Annotated in this window: 12 protein-coding genes; 4 read left to right on the forward strand and 8 right to left on the reverse strand. The window is 67.8% G+C overall.

Annotated elements, in window-relative coordinates; genetic code table 11:
• Positions 1-424: 424 nt before the first annotated feature.
• The 5 genes from E1261_RS11120 to E1261_RS11140 form a co-directional block, all read right to left on the reverse strand.
• Positions 425-1,621: an IS110 family RNA-guided transposase gene (locus E1261_RS11120; protein WP_202874624.1), complete on the reverse strand. Its 1,197-nt coding sequence runs from the start codon at positions 1,619-1,621 to the stop codon at positions 425-427.
• A gap of 342 nt (positions 1,622-1,963) precedes the next feature.
• Positions 1,964-12,157: a non-ribosomal peptide synthetase/type I polyketide synthase gene (locus tag E1261_RS11125; protein ID WP_132405519.1), complete on the reverse strand. Its 10,194-nt coding sequence runs from the start codon at positions 12,155-12,157 to the stop codon at positions 1,964-1,966.
• A complete protein-coding gene (locus E1261_RS11130; RefSeq protein ID WP_132405521.1) occupies positions 12,105-13,331 on the reverse strand; it encodes an MFS transporter in 1,227 nt (408 codons plus the stop codon). Before E1261_RS11130 ends, E1261_RS11125 begins: the two co-directional genes overlap by 53 nt.
• Before the next feature lie 119 nt (positions 13,332-13,450).
• Positions 13,451-14,764: an MFS transporter gene (locus tag E1261_RS11135; protein ID WP_132405523.1), complete on the reverse strand. Its 1,314-nt coding sequence runs from the start codon at positions 14,762-14,764 to the stop codon at positions 13,451-13,453.
• On the reverse strand, positions 14,761-15,210 hold the full coding sequence (locus E1261_RS11140; protein ID WP_132405525.1) for a MarR family winged helix-turn-helix transcriptional regulator: 450 nt from the start codon (positions 15,208-15,210) through the stop codon (positions 14,761-14,763). The genes E1261_RS11135 and E1261_RS11140 overlap by 4 nt, the downstream gene beginning before the upstream one ends.
• Before the next feature lie 96 nt (positions 15,211-15,306).
• On the opposite strand from E1261_RS11140, the gene E1261_RS11145 reads away from it, so the two are divergent.
• Positions 15,307-16,389: a hypothetical protein gene (locus E1261_RS11145; protein WP_132405527.1), complete on the forward strand. Its 1,083-nt coding sequence runs from the start codon at positions 15,307-15,309 to the stop codon at positions 16,387-16,389.
• Here the strand turns inward: E1261_RS11145 and E1261_RS11150 are convergent.
• The gene (locus E1261_RS11150) at positions 16,363-16,761 is read right to left on the reverse strand and encodes a Dabb family protein (RefSeq protein WP_132405529.1); all 399 of its coding nucleotides are present in this window, start codon (positions 16,759-16,761) and stop codon (positions 16,363-16,365) included. The genes E1261_RS11145 and E1261_RS11150 overlap by 27 nt on opposite strands.
• 73 nt (positions 16,762-16,834) lie before the next feature.
• Here E1261_RS11150 and E1261_RS11155 point away from each other — a divergent pair, with 73 nt between their 5' ends.
• Positions 16,835-17,461, forward strand: a complete 627-nt coding sequence (locus E1261_RS11155; protein WP_132405531.1) for a TetR/AcrR family transcriptional regulator — start codon at positions 16,835-16,837, stop codon at positions 17,459-17,461.
• 6 nt (positions 17,462-17,467) lie between these two features.
• On the opposite strand, the gene E1261_RS11160 is transcribed toward E1261_RS11155, so the two are convergent.
• Positions 17,468-18,940 carry an NCS2 family permease gene (locus E1261_RS11160; protein ID WP_132405533.1) on the reverse strand — a complete coding sequence of 491 codons (1,473 nt, stop codon included), beginning with the start codon at positions 18,938-18,940 and terminating at the stop codon, positions 17,468-17,470.
• An 80-nt stretch (positions 18,941-19,020) separates the two neighbouring features.
• Between E1261_RS11160 and E1261_RS11165 the strand changes: the two genes are divergently transcribed.
• Positions 19,021-19,326: a DUF2530 domain-containing protein gene (locus tag E1261_RS11165; RefSeq protein WP_132405535.1), complete on the forward strand. Its 306-nt coding sequence runs from the start codon at positions 19,021-19,023 to the stop codon at positions 19,324-19,326.
• Between the two features lie 72 nt (positions 19,327-19,398).
• Positions 19,399-20,235, forward strand: a complete 837-nt coding sequence (locus E1261_RS11170; protein WP_132405537.1) for an SDR family NAD(P)-dependent oxidoreductase — start codon at positions 19,399-19,401, stop codon at positions 20,233-20,235.
• On the opposite strand, the gene E1261_RS11175 is transcribed toward E1261_RS11170, so the two are convergent.
• Positions 20,232-20,738 carry a MarR family winged helix-turn-helix transcriptional regulator gene (locus E1261_RS11175; RefSeq protein WP_132405539.1) on the reverse strand — a complete coding sequence of 169 codons (507 nt, stop codon included), beginning with the start codon at positions 20,736-20,738 and terminating at the stop codon, positions 20,232-20,234. The genes E1261_RS11170 and E1261_RS11175 overlap by 4 nt on opposite strands.
• Positions 20,739-22,444: the final 1,706 nt, after the last annotated feature.

Consider the following 22,444-nt stretch of genomic DNA (forward strand, 5'->3'; position numbering starts at 1 on the left):
TGAGCCGGCCGCGCGACGTTGAGCACGGTTCGACCATCCCGGCGGGGTGTCAGAGGGTTGAGGGGTGCTCAAGGTGACTCTCGCCCCGCGATCTCGGGTCCCCGGCGGGTCCTCCCCGAACCGGTTCGGGGAAGGCGGTTCGGCGACCCGTTCGCTGCAGGTTTCCATAACGTCCGAACAACCGGAGACCGGCCCTCCGATCCTTCGGACATTAGCCGGGGCCGTGATTTACGTCCGAACAACCGGAGACCGGCCCTCCGATCCTTCGGACATTAGCCGGGGCCGTGATTTACGTCCGAACAACCGGAGACCGGCCCTCCGATCCTTCGGACATTAGCCGGGGCCGTGATTTACGTCCGAACAACCGGAGACCGGCCCTCCGATCCTTCGGACATTAGCGGGGGGGGTGTCCCTATGGGTTTCGTCAAGCGGCTGTTGGGGTTGGGTGTTTGTAGAGGGTGCGGGTTCGGAGCATGGCGTGGAGGACGTCGATGCGGCGTCGTGCGAGGCAGATGAGTGCGGCGTTGTGTTTCTTGCCGGCGGCTCGTTTTCGGTCGTAGTAGGCCCGTGAGGTGGGGTCGGACAGCGCGGCGAACGCGGCGAGGAAAAAGGCTCGCTTGAGCTGCTTGTTCCCGCCCCGGCTGGGGTGCTCGCCACGGATCGAGGTGCCGGAGCGGCGGGTCACGGGCGCGAGTCCGGCGTAGGCGGCGAGGTGTCCGGAGGTGGGGAACGCGGTGCCGTCGCCGACCTCGAGGAGAATCCGTGCTCCGGTCCTGACGCCGATCCCCGGCACCGAGGTCAGGACCTTGGAAAGAGGGTGCGCATCGAGCATCTCCTCGATCTGCCGGGCGGCATCAGCTCGCTGGGTCAGCAGCCCGGCGAGGGTGGTGGCGAGCTGTGGCACGACGAGCTCGGCAGCGCGGGTGCCGGGCACGGTGACGGTCTGTTCGGTCAGCGCCCGCTCGATCGCGTCGACAAGCTTGGCGTATGAGCGGGGAGCCCGGGGCTTGGTGGCGGCGACCAGCTGCCGTCGCGTCGCGGTGGCTAGTCCTTGAGGGCCGCCGAAGCGGGTCAGCAGTTCGAGCACGGCGGGGTGCTGGACATTCGGGCCTAGCGCCCGTTCCAGCGCTGGGTGTATCTGGGTCAGCAGGCCGCGGATGCGGTTGCTGACCCGGGTGACCTCGCCGGCCAGGTCGTCGTCGTAGCCGACGATGACCTGCAGGTCAGCCAAGGCATCGTCGTCGGTGCCGACCCGGCGCAGCGTATGCGGCATCGACCGGGCGGCTTCGGCGATGATGTAGGCATCACGCGCGTCGGTCTTGGCGTTGCCCGGGTGCAGGTCCGCGATCCGGCGCATCGCCAGCCCGGGCAGGTAGGCCACGTCGATACCCAGCTCGCGGGCCACCGTGACCGCCAGCGCGCCGATCGAGGCCGGCTGGTCGACGACCACCAGCACGGAACCGCGGACCGACAGCGCCTCGAACACCGCGCGGATCTTCGCCTCCGACTGCGGCAGCGGCTTGTCGTGGACCCGCTGGCCGTCCGGGTCCACGCCGCAGGCATGGTGCTCCTCCTTGCCCACATCCAGACCCAGGAACACGGCGTACTCGCGACGGCCCACACTGCCTCCTCAAAACGGAATCGACCTGGCCACCAGATCAGGCGAAGGATGCCGGCACCCACGTTACGAAGAGACCTACCCATCGGTGGCCCTGTCCCTATCAGCGGTCAACCAACGCCACCAGACCTGGCGACAACACCCCCCGGATCATGCACACGACAGGGGCAGTAAGTCATACCAGGCCCGGCGACCAGACACCGCTTGTTCACGGCGCACGAAGAAGGTAACGGGTGTGATTTACGTCCGAACGTCCGGAGGCGGGCCCTCCGGTCTTTCGGACGTTGTGGGGGAACGGGATATCGCAGGGGCGCGCACTGACTGACCGGGGTTGGGCTTGATCGGTCAGCATCGGTTGGTCAGGTGGTTGATCAGCGCGGCGGCCCAGGAGGTGATGGTGGACGGTGTGAAGAGGTCGGTGGAGTACTCGAGGTCCAGGGTGAACGTGGTCTCGGTGAGGGTGAAGACGACGTACAGCTCGGTTCGGGCCTGATCGGCGGAGGGTTGTGAGCGGACAGCGAACTCGCCGAACGGGAGAGTCAAGCTGGCGGGTGGGTTGGTGATCACGGTGAAGAGGACGGCTGGGTAGGGCAGGCCGGCCTCGTGCGGGAGTGCGACGCGGACGACCTCGGCCAGCGGTAGCGCCTCATGGTCGAGGGCGGAGTAGACCGACCTGGCCGTCTCGGCAACCAGGTCGTCGGCATCGAGCCTGACTCGGACGAGGACGGCTTCGCCGAGATACCCGATGATCCCCTCGTGGTCGGTATGCCGGCGTCGAGCGCTGGACACCGGCAGGACGACTTCTTCGTGGCCGCAGAGCCCTCCCATCCACTCGGCGAAAGCGGTCGCGATCAGGATGTACGGCGTGGTCCCGGCGGCGGCCGCGGCCGATCGGAGCGCCTTGGTCAGCTCGCTCGGCAGATCCACGTGGTGGGTGGCACCACGGCCCGACAGTACGGCGGGACGCGGGTGATCGATCGGAAGCGCCGGGCGAACTGTGGCTCCCGCGAGTTCGTCTCGCCAGAAGGCTTCGAGTTTCGCCCGGTTGGTTCCGGTCAGGGTTTCCTGTTCCCAGCGGGCATAGTCGGCGTACTGGGCGTCCGGCCCGGTCAGCTCCTCGCCCCGGTACAAGGCGGACAGTTCCGACCAGAACAAGCCCTGCGACCAGCCGTCGAAGATGAGGTGGTGAATCGCCAGCACCAGGACCCATCGATCCGCGGCTACCCGCCCGAGCCGGACCCGCCAGAGTGGCGCCTCGCCCGGCTCGATCGCCGGCTTCGCGGTCGCGAGACACCAGTCCCGGATCCGCTCCTCGTCGTCCGGCAGATCCTCTACCGGTAGCGCGACTGCCACGCTCGCCAGTACTTCCTGCCGATCCTCGAGGACCCTGGTCCGCAACGCACCATGACGTTGCGCCAGCTCCTGCAATGCGCGTCGCAGCCGCTCCGGATCGAGAGCGCCCGTGATGTCGACCCTGCCGAGGCTGGTGTAGATCGAGCCGTCTGCCCGGCCTCGATGCCGCTGAAGCGCCCGTCGCTGAGCAAACGTCACCGGTGCAACCTCTGGTCCGGCCTGTGCCGCGAGGGCGCGGATGGTGGGCGCGCGGAAGAACTCGGTCAGCGTCAGATCGGTAGCCGTTGCCTCCCGCAACCGATTCAGCAGACGGACAGCGAGGAGGGAGTGCCCGCCCAGCTCGAAGAAGGAATCGGTCACGCCGAGGTCGTTACGTTCCAGCACCTCGCACCACACAGCATGAACTGCCGTCTCCGCTGCTGTTGCCGGGGGCACCTTCACCTGGCCGATTGTCGGCGCCGGCAACGATTTCCGGTCGAGCTTGCCAGTGGTTGTCAACGGCAACTGCTCCAGGGACACCCATCGGCGCGGCACCAGATACCGCGGCAACCGCTCCGCGAGGTAGTCCGTCAGCTTGCCGTGGTCGACACCACCGACCGTGTACCCGACCAGCTCGCCGTCGATGACCACCACAGCAGCCGCACTCACGTCTGGATAGTCCAGGATCGCCGCCCGTACCTCGCCCGGTTCGATCCGTATGCCGCGAAGCTGGACCTGGTCGTCGACCCGCCCGTGGAATTCCAGCGTCCCGTCGGCTCGCCAGCGCCCGAGGTCGCCGGTCGCGTACCAGCCGGGCGCGAAGAACGCCGTGGCAGTCTCGGCCGGTCGGTTCAGATAGCCGTCGGTGACGCACACCCCTCCGACACAGATCTCGCCGACCGCTCCGATCGGTGCCGGCCAGCCATCCGCGTCGAGCAGGCGAACCCGGACTCCATCGATCGGCCGTCCGATCGGTGGCTGGGTCTCGCCCGGATCAACCCGGTGCTCGGTCACGATGATCGACGACTCGGTCGGGCCGTATCCGTTGTACAGAACGCATTCCGGATGAGCGGAGAGGAACTCGTGCTCGGCAGCACCTGGTGTCGTCGCCTCGCCGGCCGAGTAGATCTCCCGCAGCGACGGCAGCTCGGGCCTGGTCGCGAGCAACGCGTGCACGGCGCTGAACGGCATCGCGATCCGCGCAACGTCGTACCGGCGGATCTTCCCGGCGAGTTCGGCGGGGTCGTACCGGCTGTCGTCGTCGATCAGGACCAGCGTCTGGCCCGCAGCGAACGTCGTGAAGATCTCATGCATGCTGACGTCGAACGTCGGCGAGACCCACTGCAGGGTCCTGGTGGGCGGATGGGTCGCGAGGTAGCCCTGGATGTGGTTCACCGGGCCGCGGTGTGGGACCAGCACGCCCTTCGGTCTGCCGGTCGACCCGGAGGTGTACATCAGGTACGCGAGATCGCCGGGCCCGACCTTCGCCGCGACCGGTGCCGCACGTACGAGATCTTCCAGGCGAAGCGTCGGCCCCTCCCCCAGCTCCGGCATCCCCGCGCAGGTCACGCGAGCCATCGGGCGAGCATCCTCCAGGAGGAACCGCAGCCGATCCGCTGGCGTTTCAGGATCGAGCGGCAGATAGCCGGCGCCGGACTTGAGAACCCCGAGCAGTACGGCGATCTGCTCGATCCCGCGCGGAAGACAGCAGGCGACCAGCTCCCCCGGGCCGACCCCGAACTCGATCAGCGCGGCGGCGACGTCGTTCGCCCGCTGATCGAGTTCGGCATAGGTCAGCTCCCCGAAGTCACCGGAGAGGGCGACCGCCAGTGGGTTCAGCGCGACCTGATGCTCGAACAATTCGTGCAGGCAGTACTCCGGCGCTGCGCCCGGCTCGCCTTCCAGCTCAGGCAGCAGTTGCTCGTCCGCGCTGGACAACACCAGGTCTTGCTCGCCGAGAGCACCCTCGAGTGTCAGCTCGAGATAGTCCAGCAGCCGCTTGATGGTGGTTTCGTCGAACAGGTTCGTGTCGTACTCCACGACGCATTCGATCCCCGTCGGTGGAGCGGTCAGGTACAGCATCAGGTCCATCGGCGCGCGCTCGCTCGGCAGATCCAGGAGCGCGACCGAGACATCGGGTGCGAACGTGACCTCGTCGGCTCCCCGCTCGAACTCGACCATCACACCGAACAACGGATTGCGGCCCGCGGAGCGGTCCGGGTTGAGCTCGGCAACGATCTGCTCGAACGGTACGTCGCGATGGTCGACCGCATCCATCATGGCCAGACCGAACGAGCGAGCCAGCTCGGTGAAGCTGGCATCTTCGGGGAGGCGGAGGCGGAGCGGGAGGGTGTCGATGAACATGCCGACGGCGTCCGTCGCTGTCCGGTCGCGGCCGGATACGCCGGTGCCGATGACGAAGTCGCGTTGTCCGCTGAAGCGGGACAGCACCACCCCTAGGCCGGCTAGCAGCACGCTGAAAACGGTGACGCCCTCGCTCGCAGCGAAGGAGCTGACCCGCACGCTGAGCGAGCTGTCCAGAGTCTTGGTCAGCGAGCGGCCGGTGGCGGCGGTCCAGGTCTGCGAGCGCGGTCGGTCGGTGGGGAGCCGGAGCTCTGGAGCGCCGTCGAGCTCGGCCAGCCAGAAGGCCGCGTCCGCTGATTTCGAGGCGTTTTCCCGAAGACCGTCGACGGCAGGAGGCAGGCCGGGGTCAGTAGGCCAGGCTTGGTAGTAGGTGCCGAGGTCGCGGACGACGACCGGGGTGGACGCGGCGTCCCAGACGATGTGGTGGCCGACCAGAAGCAGAACGTGGTGGTCCTCAGCGAGGCGGACCAGCCGGGCCCGAACCAGTGGAGCGCTCCCGAGATCCAGCTCGCCGAGGCGAACGTCGTACAGCAGGGATTGGAGGTCGTTGCCTTCAGCATCTACCAGCGGACAGTCGATGCGGGCGGTCGGTCTGACGTAAGCCCGGGGCTCGCCGTCGATGTCCCGGAACTCTGTTCGGAGGGCGGGATGACGGTCGACGACCCGCTGCAGCGCGGCACGGAGGGCAGTCGGATCCAGCGGGCCGCGGAGCTCGATCGCCTTCGGTTCGTGGTAGGTGTTCGCTCCTGGGTTCAGTTGTTCCAGGAACCAGATCCGCTGCTCGGGTGGTGTCAGCGCGCGGCCTTGCTCGACCGGGTCGTCGGTCGAGGGCCGGCGGTCGACGTACTCGGCGCGGAGTCCGTCGACTGCGGACAGGCTGTGCATGACCTGGTCCGGGTTCAGGCCGAAGTCGACGAAGCAGGCGACCTCGTTCACGCCGATCGCGATCAGCTGGTCGACGATCGCGCGGGAAGTGTCCGGCGTACCGATCAGGGCGCGCGATTCGCAGTACCGCTGATAGGCCTGGCCGAGGAGGAAGTCGACGTCGTCGGGGGCGGTCTTCTCCAGATCGATCTGGAATCCGAGGCTGTTCGTGACCTGTCCGAAGAGGGAGAGCGAGGAGCGGAGATAGTCGCAGAACGGCTGGTACGCCGCCGCCCGGACCGCCTCGAGGTCGTCGCCGAGGTAGGTGTGCAGGAGGACGACTACCCGGCCCGCGGCGGGGTCGAGGCCGTGCTCGGCGCGGGTGGAGCGGTAGAGGGCGATGTTGGCGGCGAGGTCCTCGACCGATTGCGCCATCAGGTTGGTGACAACGCCGAGACCGTTGCGGGCAGCGAGTTTGTACGACTCGGGGTTGCCGACGACGGCGGTGAACAGTGGAGGCTCGGGTTGGATCGGCCGGGGGTGGAGCTGGATCTCGGTGGGTTCACCGTTGCCGGCCGTTGCGGTGATGGTCTCCCCGGTCCACAGGCGGCGGACGGTGTCGAGGCGGTCGTACATCTCGGTGCGATGGTTGCCGTAGGCATCGGGTGCGAGGACGAAGTCGCGGGCGTGCCAGCCGCTGGCGATGCACAGTCCGACGCGGCCACCGGAGAGGTTGTCGACGACGGACCACTCCTCGGCGACCCGGATCGGGTGGTGCAGCGGGAGGACGACTGAGCCTGCGTTGAGGCGGATGCGGGTGGTTCGGGTGGCGAGGGCGGCGGCCAGGACGGAGGGGTTCGGGAAGAGTGCGCCGAAGGAATGGAAGTGCCGCTCGGGGAGCCAGACGGAGTGGAAGTTGTGCTGGTCGGCGAACTCGGTGGCGCTGAGGATGAGGCCGTACTTGTCGTGGGCGGCGGAGTCGGGGTAGTCGCCGAAGAAGTACAGGCTGAAGTCGCAACTGGTCTGCTGGGTGGTGGCGGTGGGCGGCGGTGTCGTAAGTGGTTGCCGTGGCGCCTCTTGAGTCGGTACGACGGGTGTGGTGGTCGCCGGACTGCCACTGAGGGCAGCCAGCTGCTCGGACATGAGATTGGTGAGCCGATCCATCATGCGCTCGGCCAAAGTGAGCTGCCGGTCAACCACCTGCTGCAGGTTGGCAACCGGCTGGCCCGGGGCGCTGACCGCAGCCGGCTGAAGCGGAGCGGCGGGTGCGGACGGCTGGGGCTGAGTGGTGAGTGCAGGTGGCGGGGGCTGCGTGGCAGGTGCGGGTGGCTGAGGTGGGTTGAAGGTTGTCGAGGTGGTGAGGTGGTTGGCGAGTTTGGTGAGGGTGTCGACGTCGCCGAAGAGGGAGCGCATGGGAACGGTGGCGCCGAAGGTGTCGGTCAGGTCGCCGACCAGGCGCATGAGCGAGAGGGAGTCTGCGCCGAGGCTCAGGAACGACACGTCCGGAGCGATGTCGTCCGCCTGCACCCCGAGCACCGGCGCCAGCAGCTCCCGAAGCTTCCCAAGCACCGCACTCCCGTCTGGAGCGTCTGGAGCAGCCGGGGCGGCGCTCTCCTCCGGAACAGCCGGGCCGGCAGTCCTTGTGAGGGGGTGGCCGGGGAGAGGGATTCGGCGGCCGGTGGTCATCGCGCTCCAGGTGAGGGGGGTGCCGGTGCGGTAGAGGGTGGCTGCTGTTTCGGCGAACTGGGTTGTGGAGTTTTGGCGCTGGGTCGCGAGCCAGGTGGTGTCGGGTGCGACTCGGCGGCCCAGTGGGCTCAGGGTTGTGTCGGGGCCCAGCTCCAGGAAGCGGGAGGCGCCGTACTCAGCTGCGGCGGTGGCGGCGAGGTCGAAGCGGACTGGCCGGCGCGCCTGGTCCACGACGTACTGGCTGTTCACGTGAGTGCGGAGTGAGCCATCGAGGCCGCTGAAGAACGGCGTGGTGAGGGGCTGGAAAGCGAACTGCTCGGCGGCTGCGAGAAGGTCGTCCAGTACTGGCTCGACCAGGGCGGAATGGAACGCCAGGCTGACCGGCATGCGGCGCCAGCTCACCCCACTGCGGTCCAGGATCTCGGCCGCTGCGGACATCAGCTCCTCAGCACCTGACAGCACCAACCGGTCCCGACCGTTGACCGCGGCAACTTCCAGGCCGCACTCGGCAGCGAGCTTCTCCCCCGCCGCGTGGTCGACGGCGACGGCGATCATCGCGCCCAGCTGCATCCGCGTGCACATCAGCTCACCGCGTCGTGCCATCAGCCGCACTCCATCGGCCAGCGACAGCCCGCCGGCCGCGTACAGAGCGGCGTACTCGCCAGCGCTGTGGCCGATGACCACGTCCGGTACGACGCCAAGCGCCCGCCAGACCTCTGTCCAGGCCACCTGGTTCGCGAACAGCCTGATCTGACCGAGTTCGTCCCGCTCACTATCGAGGACGTCCTCCCCCAGTACCTGCGCCACCTCGTCGAACACCCCACGCGCCACCTCGAACCGCGCGGCGAGCCAATCGGACATGCCTGGGTACGACGCTCCCTGGCCCGAGTACGCGAACGCCAACGGGCCTGGCACACCCGGCTCCGAGACCGTCACCTGACTGAGCGCGGCGGCGAGCGAACTCGCATCGGTGCCGACCACTGCGACCCGATGCGGATGGTGCCGCCGCCCAAGCGCCAACGTGGTCGCGACATCAGCCGCTGCCAGATTCGGCGCAGCCACCAACTCGTCCCGCAGCGAACCAACCAGCTGCTCAAGAGCAGCCGCCGACGTCGTCGACACCGGCACAACCACCGCCTCGCCCGCACTGACCGGGCCAGCAGCGGAGGGCGGTTCCTCCAGTACGACGTGCGCGTTGGTCCCGCCAACCCCCAGCGCAGTGACGCCTGCCCGGCGAGGCCCTGCACCGGCCGGCCAGTCGCGGGTCGACGTGACCAGCTCGAAGGGGCTGGTCTCGATCCGCAGCTCCGGATTCGGCCGGCTCAGGTTGATCGTCGGGACCAGCTGACCGTGCCGCAGCATCAGCACGGTCTTGATCAGGCCGGCCATCCCCGCGCACGAATCCAGATGCCCGACATTCGCTTTGACCGATCCCAGCGCACATTTCGCCGGACGCGGTGAACCGAAGACCTGGGAAAGCGCCGCGACCTCCACGGGATCCCCCAGCGCAGTCCCCGTTCCGTGCGCTTCGACGTACGAGATCGTCTCGGCACCGACACCAGCTCGCTCCAGCGCCCGCCGTACAACCTCCGCCTGGCCTGACACGCTCGGCGCGGTGAATCCGACCTTGCTCGTCCCGTCGTTGTTCACCGCGCTGCCGAGGATCACGCCGTGAATCGTGTCCCCATCGGCGATCGCGCGGTCCAGCCGCTTCAGCAACACCGCCGCGACACCGTTCCCGCCAACCGTCCCGTCCGCTTCCGCATCGAACGGCCGGCAGTGCCCACTCTGCGACAGGATCGACCCCGGCACGTACCGGTACCCCGCGTCCTGCGGCAACCGAACCGCCGCCGCACCCGCCAGCGCGAGATCCGTATCGGATGCAAGCAACGCCTGAACAGCCAGGTGTACGGCGACCAGCGACGTCGAGCACGCGGTCTGAACTCCGATCGCGGGCCCGGTCAGCCCGAGCCGGTACGCGACCCGGCTGGCGAGGAAGTCCGCCGTGGTACCGATCGTTGCCTGCATCGCGGTCGGCACATCGTCGGGCCGGTCGCCGGCAGGCGAGTTCAGCAGATCCTGGTGTCCGTAGAGGTTCATTCCCGAGCCGGCGTAGACACCGATCCGTTGCCCGGCCGAGTCCGCGTAACCCCCGTGTTCCAAGGCCTCGTAGGCGACCTCCAGGAACTGCCGATGAGCCGGTTCGGTGAGCGCGGCCTCCTTCGGCGACAACCCGAAGTACGCCGCGTCGAACGCCTCCGCATCGTCGAGCACTCCACCCGCGCGCACCCACCCGTCCGCGGCACCGGCAGTGGACACGCTGTCCACTCCCCCACACAGGTTGGTCCAGAACTCGCCGATCGTCCGCGCCCCGGGGAACCGCGCGGCCATGCCGACGATCGCTACCCGGCGATCCGCACTGTCTGCGACCGCACCGTCCACATCATGCGGTTCAGCACCGGTGATCCAGCCAGCCAACGCCGCCGCCGTCGGGTACTCGAACGGAACCGTCGCCGGTACGTCGATCCCGAAGCGCTCGGCCACGATCGCCCGCAGCCGCGTCAGCTTGATCGACGTCAACCCCAGCTCGTAGAACGGCACGTCCGCATCCACCGGCCGCCCCGCCAACTCCGCCAGCAACCGGCTGACCTCGGCCACCACTTCACGAGCTGTGGCTGGGCGGCCGTCGTACCGGCCTTGGAGGTACCGCTCGCGCAACTCGGTACGGCGAACCTTCCCGCTCGCAGTCCGCGGAAACTCGCCCGCCGGTACGACGACCACGTCCGCCGTCAGCCGTAGTCGCTCGAACACGGCCGCCTGGACCGCCGATTTCACCGCGTCGCCCGCCTCGACGAAGACCACCAGGTCCTCGGTCCCGGTCGCCGTGTTGGGGATCCCGCACGCCCCGACCGAGTGCAGGTTCATGCCTGCCGCCGCTGCCGCCACACCCTCGATCTCGTGGCAGAACACCGTGTTGCCGTTGACCACTACGGTGTCGCCCTCGCGGCCGGTGAACACCACTTGCCCATCGGCCACGAAGGCCAGGTCCCCCGTCCGCAGCCACTCGCCATCCGGCAATGCAGCCGCCGTCGCAGCGGCGTTGTTCGCATACCCAGGAGTGACGCGGTTGGACTTCACTTGCAGCCGGCCGATGTGGAGTTCCGGCAGTACGTCGTCGTTCGCATCAACGACCCGGATCGACGAACCCGGCGCCGGCGCGCCGACAGCGATGAACGTCGAACTGTCCGGCTCGTTCGGGCCCCCGAGCTGCAACTCACCGTTCAACGACGACTTGAGCACCCGAACCACGCAGCCCTCGTCGGTCAAGCGGCCGACGGTGATCGCGGTGGTCGTCTCGGCCATTCCCCACGCCGGCCGGAAGCAGGACCGCTCGATCCCCGACCCGGCCGTGGCCGCGAAGAACCGGTCGACGACGGGGAGGACGATCTGCTCGCCTCCGGACACGAGTGACCGAACGCTCCTCAGATCGGGCGTCGTACCAGCCGTCAACGCATCGGCCACCAGCTGCAGTCCGAACGTCGGCGACCAGGTGTGCTGGACCTGGAACTGCGCGACTTTCTCCAACCAGAGCAGGGGATTCGCGAGTACGTCGGCCGTCGGCAGATGCATTCCCGTTGCCCCGACGAACACCGGCAGCACGTGGTACAGCAGCAGCGCGCCGCTGTGATCCAGCGGCAGCCAGTTGAGCATGGTCTCGCCGGGCCGCAGGTCGAGGAGCAGCCGCGATCCCATCGCGAACTCGGCGAGCGCCTGGTGCGTGAGCGCAGCGGCCTTCGGTGCGCCGGTGCTGCCCGACGACAGCATCAGTACGGCGACGTCGTACGGCTCTGGTTGATGCAGTTCCTCGGCCGGCTCCAGGCCGACGAGATCGGCCACTGCCACCGTCGGCAGCTCAAGCGTGCGATCGGTCAGGATCAGTGGCTCTTCCAGCAGCTCCCAGGTATGACGAAGGCGTCCGATCGCCGCCGGATCGCTGATCGGTGCAGGCCGCATCCCCCCGAGGACGCACGCCCAGAACGCTCCGAAGAAGTCCTCCGCCGCGAGCCCGTGCAGGATCACCGCGTCACCGGACGTGGCACCGCGCTCCCGCAGGCCGGTCAGAATCCGTCGGGCTCGGTCGAGCAGCTCCGGGTAGGTCACTAGCCCGGCGGGCGTCCGGGCTCCGGCCGTTGGGAACTCGGCGGCGGCCCGCAGCAGCGCCTGAACCGCATCGGGCGAATCAGCCGCGGTCGGCACCAGCCGGGGGCCGTGCAGGATCGACGAGTTCACCATGATGCCTCCTCGGGAACAGCCCACTCGACAACAGCAGAAACATCAGTACGCCGGTCACCGCGACCGCGTGCAGACCGGCGACGACCGGGAACACCGGCAGCACGTCGAGCAGGCCGCCGGCGAGCAGCATGCCGCCCGCGAAGGCGGAGTTCTCCACGCTCGCGGACAACCCGAAGACCCGGGTCCGCTGATGCTCGGGCCGGCTCTGCAAGGTCGACAGGTAGCCGATCTCGCTCACTCCGTCGGCGATGCCGGCCAGGAACGCGACCGCGATCAGGCCGGCCGCGGGCAACCCCGTGAAGGCAAGCACGAAACACACAGACATCGCGCAGGTGGCCGCGGCGAACGCCCGGTGTTCGAGCCGCTTCAGGAACCTGCTGACCAGCTGATGGGCGCTCACACTGCCGATCGCCCAGGCGGTGAAGAACTGCGCACTCACGGCGGCGGGGTTGTCCGGCGCGGTGAGGGTGGCATAGATGGGCAGCGCGACATTGTGCCCGGCGGAGGCGAGCGCATCGACACCCCGTACGGCGATCATCCCGACGATCAACGCCGGCAGATACTGCCACGGCCACCGTCCCTGCACGGGCTCCACTCGACCCTCGGCCGGCTCGGGCGAGCTTTGAGCGGGCCAGGTCACGAAGGACTGCAGAATCGCCGAGACCAGGAACGACGCAGCGTTCACCCCGAAGGCCAGGTCGTAGCCGCCGAGGTCGATCACCAACGCCGCCGTACCGAAGCCGAAAACGCTGGCCAGCGACCGCCCGGTCACCAGCCGCCCATTGGCCCGGGCCCGCTGATCCGCACCGACCAGCTCCGGGATCGCGCTGCGCAGCGCAACCACGAACGTGGTGTTGCCGAACCCGAGGACCAGCGCCACCGCCACCAGCGTGACCAGACTCGGTGCCAGGATCAGCACCACCATGGCCGTCGCCTGCAGCAGGTCGAGGCCGACCAGCAGTGGCCGGCGCGGCAGCCGGAGCAGGACCCGGCCGGAAATCAGCCCGGCCAGGAACCCGGAGCCGAGCCGGATCGCCATCACCGCGCCCGTGACCCACGTGCTCTGCGACCAGTGGTAGCTGAACAGCCCGAGGGCGACCAGGTTCAGGTAGTTGCCGTACGAGGAGGCGGTGTAGCCACTCAGCAGCAGCCAGAAGGCGCGCGCAGGCGGCATTCCGAGGCTCCGTCCTCCTGGGCGGGCGGGTTACCCAGGTGGCGCACAGCTTAGAAAGGATCCGCCCAAGTGGCTACGGATTCGGTGAGTCTTCAACGCCCACCGGACAATCCCCGGGCTCAGGCGACCCGGGGATCCTTGACCGGGCCGGTCTCGACGACGGCCTTGTCGGCGAGCAGCTCGGACTGCGGGAGGATCTCGAGCCGCGGACGCGGGAGCAGCCGCGGGCGGATCGAGATGCCGCGGCGGTGCGAGAAGTACAGCACCGAACCGATCGCGCCGAGCGTGGTCAGACCGCCGCCGACGATCAGCGCCCAGCGCGCGCCGAGCTCCTGCCCGACGAACCCGATCAGCGGCGAACCGATCGTCGTACCGCCCATCAGGACCGTCATGTAGAGCGCCATCACCCGGCCGCGCATGGTCGGCTCGATGCTGAGCTGCATGGTCGCGTTCGCGGTGGTCAGCATGGTCAGCGACGCCAGGCCGACCAGCGGGAGGATCAGTGCAAAGGTCAGGTACGTCGGCATGATCGCGCTCACGACCTCCAGCAGACCGAACGCGATCGCGGCACCGATCACCATCCGAGCGCGGATCCGGACCCGGCGGGCGGCCAGCAGCGCGCCGGCCAGCGAACCGATCGCGAGGATCGAGCCGAGAATCCCGTACTCCCCCGCGCCCTTGTGGAAGGCCTCGACGGCCATCAACGCCGACGTGAGCTGGAAGTTCAGCCCGAACATGCCGGCGAAGGCGACCGTGACCAGGACCATCATCAGATCAGGACGACGCCATAGGTAGCGCATGCCGTCGCGGATCATCCCCTTGTCGCGGGCCGCGACCTTGGGCGTGTGCAGCTCGGAGGTGCGCATCAGGCGCAGCGACAGGATCACCGCGGCGTAGCTCACCCCGTTGATGATGATGACCGGGCCGGTGCCGATCCAGTGAATCAGCAGGCCGGCCAGACCGGGGCCGATCAGGCGGGCCGCGTTGAAGGAGGCCGAATTCAGCCCGACGGCGTTGGACAGGTCGTCGCGGCCGACCATCTCCACCACGAACGACTGGCGGGCGGGGGCGTCGAACGCCGTACCGATCCCGAAGAGGAAGGCGATCACGAAGACGTGCCACGGCTCGACCAGGCCGGTGACGGTCAGGCCACCCAGGGTGAGCGCGGCGATCGCCATCCAGACCTGGGTGATCTGGAGCAGCTTGCGCTTGGGGAAACGGTCGGCGACGAGACCGGCGTACGGGCCGATCAGCAGCGCCGGGGCGAACTGGAGGCCCGTGACGATGCCGAGCGCCGTACCGGAGTGGGTGAGCTCGAGCACCAGCCAGTCCTGCGCGACCCGCTGCATCCAGGTGCCGACGTTCGAGACGATCGCGCCGGTGGCATACAGCCGGAAGTTGCGGACGTGGAAGGCTCGGAAAGTGGGACTCACTTGGCCGCCAGCCGCTCGAGAACAGGTGCTGCCTTACGCAGGATGTCGCGCTCCTCAGGGGTCAGTTGTTTGAGCTTCGCGTGCAGCCACTCGTCGCGGCGCTTGCGGTTGGCAAGGATCAGCTCGTCCGCCTTGCCGGTCAGCTCCACGGTGACCTGGCGCTTGTCGGTCGGATGAGGACGCCGCACGACGAGGCCGGCCTCCTCCATGTTCGACACGATGCGCGTCATCGACGGCGGCTTCACCTGCTCGTGGGCGGCCAGCTCGCCGATCGTCATCAGCTCATGCTTCGACAACGCGCCGAGGACGCCCAGCTGATTCGCGGTCAGGTCGTGACCGGGCTCGCGCTGACGCCGAATCTGCCGCGACAACCGCAACGTCGACGACCGCAGGGCACTTACGAGCCCTACATCACTCTTCACCTGCTGTGCTACGACTTCCGGCATATTCCTTACCTTAACTCATTACCTTTGCTAAGGATAACGCCGTTCCGCCTGACGGTATTCCCGGCTGCCCCGGGCGAGGCACTAGAGTTCGCTGCCATGGAAACGCCGCGCGAGCTGGTGCGCTACGAACGACGGTTCCGGCGGGCGGGGCTGCCGCTGTTCATCGAGGACTTCTCGCCGACCCACGACATCTACAACCGGGCCGCGCCGCTGCTGACGCTGGTGTTCCTGGCCGAGATGCTCGGCGCCACCGAGCTGACGTGGGATTGGTACGAGAACATCCTGGCCGCCGCTGTGGGACTGACCATCCTGGTCGGCGCGTTCGGGGTGCTCAACGGGCTGCGGGGCCGGCCCTTCTGGTCGTTGCCGACCCGCTTCGGCCTTCCGGAGCTGGCGGTCTTCGTGCTGCTGCCGGCGTTGTTCCCGCTGTACCCCGACTACAGGTGGCCGCAGTTCTTCGGGATTGCCATCGGCAACTTGTTGCTGGTCGGAGCCGTGTACGTCGTGGTCGGCTACGGGCTGATCGCGACGACGTACTGGAGTCTGCGGCGGATCGTCGGGGAGCTGGCGAACTCGCTGGCCAGTCTGATCCGGGCCTTGCCGCTGCTGCTGGTGTTCTCGCTGGTGCTGTTCATCAACACCGAGATGTGGCAGGTGTTCTCCGGGATGCCGGTAGCGTTCATCGTGCTGCAGGTGGTCGCGTTCACGGTGCTGAGCACACTGTTCCTGATGCTGCGGCTGCCGAAGGAACTGGACGCGATCGAGGACGACGTGAAGTCGGATCCGCCGTTGCGCCGGCTCCAGCGACTCAACCTGAGCGTCAACCTGGTGATCCGGCAGTGGGTTCAGGCCCTGGTCGTGAGCACCGGCGTCGGGCTGTTCTTCATTGCCTTCGGCCTGCTCTCCTTCAACACGAAGATCTACGAAGGCTGGGGTGTGGAGCCCGGGTCCTGGTCGATCCCGCTGCAGCTGATGGGTCACGAGATGGTGCTGACCGCGAGCCTGGTGAAGGTGGCCGTCGGCATCGCCAACTTCACCGGGCTCTACTACTCGATCGCGCTGCTCACGGATTCGTCGTACCGCGAAGAGTTCCTGGACAACGTCAGCGCCGAACTGCGGGATCTGTTCATCGCCCGGGCCGACTACCTCGAACTACGCCAACGAGTCCTCGCCGAATAGCTCGCCGACGCGCTTCGACCACACCGGGAACCGCTCCCGCTTGGCCGCGACCTCGGCGTACATGGCCTGACCGATCGCCGGATCGTCATCGCTGAACCGGACCGCGCTCATCTTCTCCAGCTTGTCCATGATGACCTCGTCGCCGGACAGGTGCACCGGGTCCCAGGTGTAGCGCTTGAACGCGTCGAGGTCCGCGATCACGGCCAGGTAGGCGTGGGTGAATCCCTCGGCGGGGTCACCGAGGTCCGCCCCGACGACCCCGAGCACCGACGACTCCAGGCTCGCGGTGCGTCGCATCACCGTGAGTACCTCGTCCTGCTCTTCGGCCGTCACACCCTCCTTGAACCGGAACCTCAGCACGTTGACGAACATGAGCTCTCCTTTGCTGAATTGCACTGGCCAGTGCAATATAACGTACCGAACAGTTCATCAGTAGGCTGATGCGGTGACGGTGACGAGGGGACGGATCGACAAGCGGCAGGCGATCCTCGGCGCGGCCTTCACCGTGTTCGCGCGGGACGGGTACCGGCCGGCGAGCGTGGATGCGGTCGCCGCGGCGGCCGGGGTCGCCAAGCACACGATCTACAACCACTTCGGCGACAAGGAGAGCCTGTTCCGGGCGACCGTCGCCGCACTCACCGCGGAGTCCCTCACCCGCAACCTCGCCGCGGTGGACCTGCTTCGGCTACCGACCGGCGCCGAGGACCTCGCCGCGGTTCTGAGCAAGGTCGGGCTGCGGCTGGCCGAGTGCTACTGCGACGAGCGGTCCCAGGCCTGCCGGCGACTGCTGCAGGCCGAGATCCAGAACCTTCCGGACCTGCAGGACATCGTCCGCGAGGGGGCCACCGACAAGGTGAACGAGGCCCTGGCCGATCGCTTCGCCCGGCTCGCACTCGCGGGGCAACTACGGCTCACCGACCCGGCGGTCGCCGCGGAACAGTTCGGAGCGCTACTGACCGCGCCGCTGGAGACCCGGTCGCGACTGGGCAGCCGCCCGGTGCCCGCGGCCGAACTGACCGAGGTCACGCAGAACGCCGTACAGACGTTTCTGCGTGCCTTCGGCAACGATTGATCAGGCTCAGGTCAGCCAGTCCGACAGCGGGCCGATCGCGAAGTAGAGCACGAACAGGGCGCTGACGATCCACATCAGCGGGTGCACCTGGCGGGCCTTGCCGCGAACGACTTTGAGGATCACGAACGAGACGAAACCGGCGCCGATCCCGGCCGTGATCGAGTACGTGAACGGCATCAGGATGATGGTCAGGAACGCCGGGAACGCGAGCTCGATGTCGTCGAAGTCGATGCCCTTCACCTGGGTCATCATCAGGAACCCGACCAGGATCAGAGCCGGCGTCGCCGCCTCGTAGGGCACCAGGGTGACCAGCGGTGCGACCACCATCGAGATCAGGAAGCAGATCCCGGTCACCACACTCGCCAGACCGGTCCGGGCGCCTTCGCCGACACCGGACGCCGACTCGATGTACGACGTGTTGCTGGAGACCGAGGCTGCGCCACCGGCGGCTGCGGCGACGCTGTCGACCACCAGGATGCGCTGGGAGTTCGGCGGGTTGCCGTCCTTGTCCAGCAGCCCGGCCTCGGCGCCGATCGCGGTCATCGTGCCCATCGTGTCGAAGAAGTCGGCCAGCATCAGCGTGAAGATCAGCAACAGCGCGGAGATCAGGCCGACCCGCTCGAACGAGCCGAACAGGTTGAACTCACCGACCAGGTCGAAGTTCGGCGTCGTGAACACCTTGTCCGGGAGTGCCGGGACGCTCAGGCCCCAGCCGCCCGGGTTCTCCGGGGTCCGGCCGCCGACCTTCGCGACCGCCTCGACCACGATCGCCAGGATCGTCGCGGCGACGATACCGATCAGGATCGCGCCCTTCACCTTGCGCGCGTACAACGTGATGATCAGGATCAGGCCGACCACGAACACCAGCACCGGCCAGCCCCGAAGGTTGCCACCGACACCCAGTTCGACCGGGGGACCGCCGGCCGCGCCTGGTCGCCGTACAAAGCCTGCGTCGACGACCCCGATGAACGCGATGAACAGGCCGATGCCGACACTGATCGCCACCTTGAGCTGCACCGGCACGGCTTCGAAGACAGCTTTTCGGAAGCCGGTCAGGACCAGCAGCAGGATGACCAGACCCTCCAGCACCACCAGGCCCATCGCGTCGGCCCAGGTCATCTTGCTCGCCACGCTGAACGCGATGAACGCGTTCAGGCCGAGCCCGGTGGCCAGGGCCAGCGGGAAGTTCGCCACCAGCCCCATCAGGATCGTGACGACGCCCGCCACCAAGGCGGTGGTGACCGCGACCTTCGCGATGGCGGCACCCGAGTCGAGTCCACCACCGATGAACTGACCGTCACCGTCCTTGGCCGAGCCGATGATCAGTGGGTTCAGCACCACGATGTAGGCCATCGTGAAGAACGTGACGAGGCCGCCGCGCAGCTCCCGGCCGAGCGTGGACCCCCGTTCACTGATCTTGAAGAACGAGTCGAAGGGATTCGATCCGGAGCGGGCCGTCGTGGCCTGGGACGAGCTCATGACGGCATGGTGCCAGGTCGGACCCGCTGGTAGCGAGCACTAACCGCAACCCTTTCGGGCAGGGCGTCTATGGTGGTGGCGTGACGGAGGAGCAGCCCGCGCCCAAGAAGCGCACCGACCCCACCAGCCAGCTCGCCCGCGGCGAGCTGGTGCACGCCGAGGTCAAACCCCTCGACCTGTCCGGGATCCCCACTGTCATCGTCGGCATCGTCCTGTGGGCGATCGCCTTCGTCGTGCTGCTCTTCTTCCGCTCCACCCTCGAGCGCGATGGCCTCGAATGGTGGCTCTGGGCCGCCGCCGCCGGCTTCGGCCTCGGCTGGATCGGCCTCTGGTACTGCACCCGCCGCTGGAACAAGATCAAAGCCGGCAAACCCGTCCGCGACTGATTCTCCCCAGTCTTCGCCTGGGTCGAGGTCTGCGCTCAGATATTGTCGGTGGGGACAGTTTATGGTGTCGCTATGGACACTAAAACATGGTTGATCACCGGCGGGACGCCGGGTGGATTCGGGCTGACCTTCGCGGCGGCCGTGCTGGCTCGGGGTGAGCGGGTGGCGATCACCTCGCGCCGCCCGGCCGAGCTGGCCGACTGGGCATCGCCGTACGGCGAGCGCGTGCTGGTGCTCGAGGTCGACGTGACCGACGAGGAGCAGGTGCGGGCGGCGGTGGCGACTACCGAAGCGCGGTTCGGCGGCATCGACGTACTGGTGAACAACGCCGGGCGTGGGTGGTACGGGTCGATCGAGGGGATGCCTGCGGAGGGTATTCGGCGGTCGATGGAGCTCAACTTCTTTGCTGTGCTGGCGGTTACGCGGGCGGTGCTGCCGGGGATGCGTGCGCGCGGCGGCGGTTGGGTCGTGAACATGTCGTCGGTCGCGGGGCTGCGCGGGATCAGCGGGTTCGGGTATTACTCGGCGGCGAAGTTCGCGCTCGAGGGTGTGACGGAGGTGCTGCGGGAGGAGGTGGCCGAGTTCGGGATCAAGGTGCTGGCGGTTGAGCCGGGCGCGTTCCGGACGCGCGCGTATGCGGGGTTCGCCGATGAACCGCTGCGCGAAACCGTCGATGCCTATCTGCCGCAGCTGGATTTGGTGCGGCAGGCGATGATCGAGCAGGACGGCAATCAGCCGGGCGATCCGGTGCGCGGGGTTGACGCCGTACTGAGTGCGATGGAGCTGGAGTCACCGCCGCATCGCCTGGTCCTCGGCAGCGGCGGCTTCGACGCGGCCGTCGGCACGCTCGAGGCGAACCTGGCCGATATCCGGGCCGGCGAAGCGCTCTCGCGAGGTGCCGACTTCTAATCCGTACGGCGAGTGAGGCCGTTGCGGCGCATCTCCTCGGCGGCCGCGATCGCGTCCGTGGTGAAGCGTTTCGTGAGCTCGGTGTATCGGGCGATGTCGCGGGACGACCAGCGGGACAGTACCTGCGCGATCATGTCGTCACCGAGATCGTAGATGTGCCGGGCGGCCGCCGTACCGGCCTCGGTCAACGTGATCCGGGTCGACCTGGTGTCGTCCGGATCCGTCTCGCGGGCCACCAGCCCGCCGGCCTCCAGCCGCTTGACGATCTTGCTGATGTTCGACGGCCCGGTCCCCATCGCCTGCGCCAGCTCCCCGGCCCGCAGCGGCTGCCCGGCGAGCAGATGCCGCAACGCCTGATGCGCCGGCTGGTCGATCGGCTCCCCACTCGCCGTCAGAATCTCCCGCTGCAACCCCGGCGACTCCCACAACAGGATCAACGCGCTCAAACTAGCCAGCAACTCCGACCGATACGGAAAGTCCCCCGCCTCCCGCTGTTCACCCATGCCCGCACCCTAGCGAGCCACGTCGATAAGAACACGTAGATGTCCCTCCCACGGCGACCCCGCACCCCGATCCACGCCTGCCTGATCTCCCAGCAGCCGACTACTACATGTCCTTAGCGACGGATCTTCCGACCGACAGGACGTATCCGTCTGCGTAGACGGAGTTGCCCGCAGGGAGTTGCTGGGCGGGTGGCTTCGTGGGCGTATACGTCCTGTTCTTAGTCGCGAACGACACGTAGTAGTCGACCTGCCGACTGCCGCCCACGCCTGCGGACCGCCGGCCGGATCACCTCGGCGGGTACTACTACGTGTCGTTACCGACGTCGCCCCCGGATGCCGCACCGCCCACGCGTGCTGACGATCCCCCGACCGACAGGACGTATAGGTCTACTTGCCGTCGCCGGCACGCTCACCACCGCCGGCGCCGGCCCCGGATCGGCGTATACGTCCTGTTCCTGTACATCTCCCCGGGGCGCCCGGCGCCCGGATGCCCTTCTGGCCCGCGCGAGTGACCCACCCGTGCCCCGCGAGCGGGGGTTGCCTGTCGAGATGGGGGGTTGCCCCCTGAGATTTTCGATGGGCAACCCCCCAGCTCGAGGGATATCCCCGCAGCTGGACTCCCGGGCTGTGGCGGTCACGCGGAAAATGAGGGGATCTCCGCTCAGCTTGCCGGTTCTCCCCTCGTTATTCGAGCGGAGAACCAGCACATCGAACGGATACCCCTTCTCTGTGCGATGTGTGGCTGATTTCCCATCCTGCCCGTCACAACGTCCGAAGATCCGGAGACCACGCCCTCGGATCCTTCGGACGTTAGCCCCGAGCAGCGATTAACGTCCGACGATCCGCGGACCAGGCCTGCGGGTCCTTCGGACGTTGCGGGTACGGCGCTCTGCTGGGCCGCGTGCAGGTGGGCCGGGGTGTACTGCGGTCACCTACTGGGGACTTCGGACATCTGGTGCGGTGTCCGGGGTCCCCAGTAGGTGTACGCGGTTCGGCTGGTCGGCTGGTTGCCACGCGGGCTGGGGAGTTCTACCCGTCGTTTTCGCGGGGTACGACTCCCCAGCCGCGTCGGACAACCGCATGCAGCACCCCAGCCAGCGTCGAACCACCGCGGCTGGTCAGCAGAAGGCCTCGTCATTGTCGGCAGCAACCACAGCCGTCAGCGAGCACAGTCGCGCAGGTATTGGCGGCGTACCGCAAGCCTCGTTCACCTCTGACCGCCGACCTCGCCGTCCGGCTCAGCCATCCGCTCGGCCCGCCTTGCGCTTGCAGTCGACCGCCTTGTCGGCCGAGTGATTGAAGCGCGAAACGCGGTTCCTCCCCAAGCCGGTTCGGGGAGCGCCGGCGCCATACGCGGGGGATGTGGGGAGGATCCACCCCCCGAATCCGTCGCGAATCCTCCCCAAACCGATTCGGGGAAGAAGGCCCGGCGACCCGTTCCCTGCAAGTTCCCTAACGTCCGAACAGTCGGAGGCGGGCCCTCCGATCCTTCGGACGTTAGCTGGGAACCGGGGGTAACGTCCGAACAGTCGGAGGCAGGCCCTCCGATCCTTCGGACGTTAGCTGGGAACCGGGGGTAACGTCCGAACAGTCGGAGGCAGGCCCTCCGATCCTTCGGACGTTAGCTGGGAACCGGGGGTAACGTCCGAACATGCGGAGGCAGGCCCTCCGATCCTTCGGACGTTAGCTGGGAACCGGGGGTAACG

The sequence above is a fragment of the Kribbella albertanoniae genome (assembly GCF_004348455.1).
Lineage (GTDB): Bacteria > Actinomycetota > Actinomycetes > Propionibacteriales > Kribbellaceae > Kribbella > Kribbella albertanoniae.

Excerpts from the sequence above, each read along its gene's own strand:
- E1261_RS11125 (WP_132405519.1), bottom strand. The coding sequence starts at position 12,157 with ATGGTGAACTCGTCGATCCTGCACGGCCCCCGGCTGGTGCCGACCGCG.
- E1261_RS11130 (WP_132405521.1), bottom strand. The coding sequence starts at position 13,331 with ATGCCGCCTGCGCGCGCCTTCTGGCTGCTGCTGAGTGGCTACACCGCC.
- E1261_RS11140 (WP_132405525.1), bottom strand. The coding sequence starts at position 15,210 with ATGCCGGAAGTCGTAGCACAGCAGGTGAAGAGTGATGTAGGGCTCGTA.
- E1261_RS11145 (WP_132405527.1), top strand. The coding sequence starts at position 15,307 with ATGGAAACGCCGCGCGAGCTGGTGCGCTACGAACGACGGTTCCGGCGG.
- E1261_RS11150 (WP_132405529.1), bottom strand. The coding sequence starts at position 16,761 with ATGTTCGTCAACGTGCTGAGGTTCCGGTTCAAGGAGGGTGTGACGGCC.
- E1261_RS11160 (WP_132405533.1), bottom strand. The coding sequence starts at position 18,940 with ATGAGCTCGTCCCAGGCCACGACGGCCCGCTCCGGATCGAATCCCTTC.
- E1261_RS11170 (WP_132405537.1), top strand. The coding sequence starts at position 19,399 with ATGGACACTAAAACATGGTTGATCACCGGCGGGACGCCGGGTGGATTC.
- E1261_RS11175 (WP_132405539.1), bottom strand. The coding sequence starts at position 20,738 with ATGGGTGAACAGCGGGAGGCGGGGGACTTTCCGTATCGGTCGGAGTTG.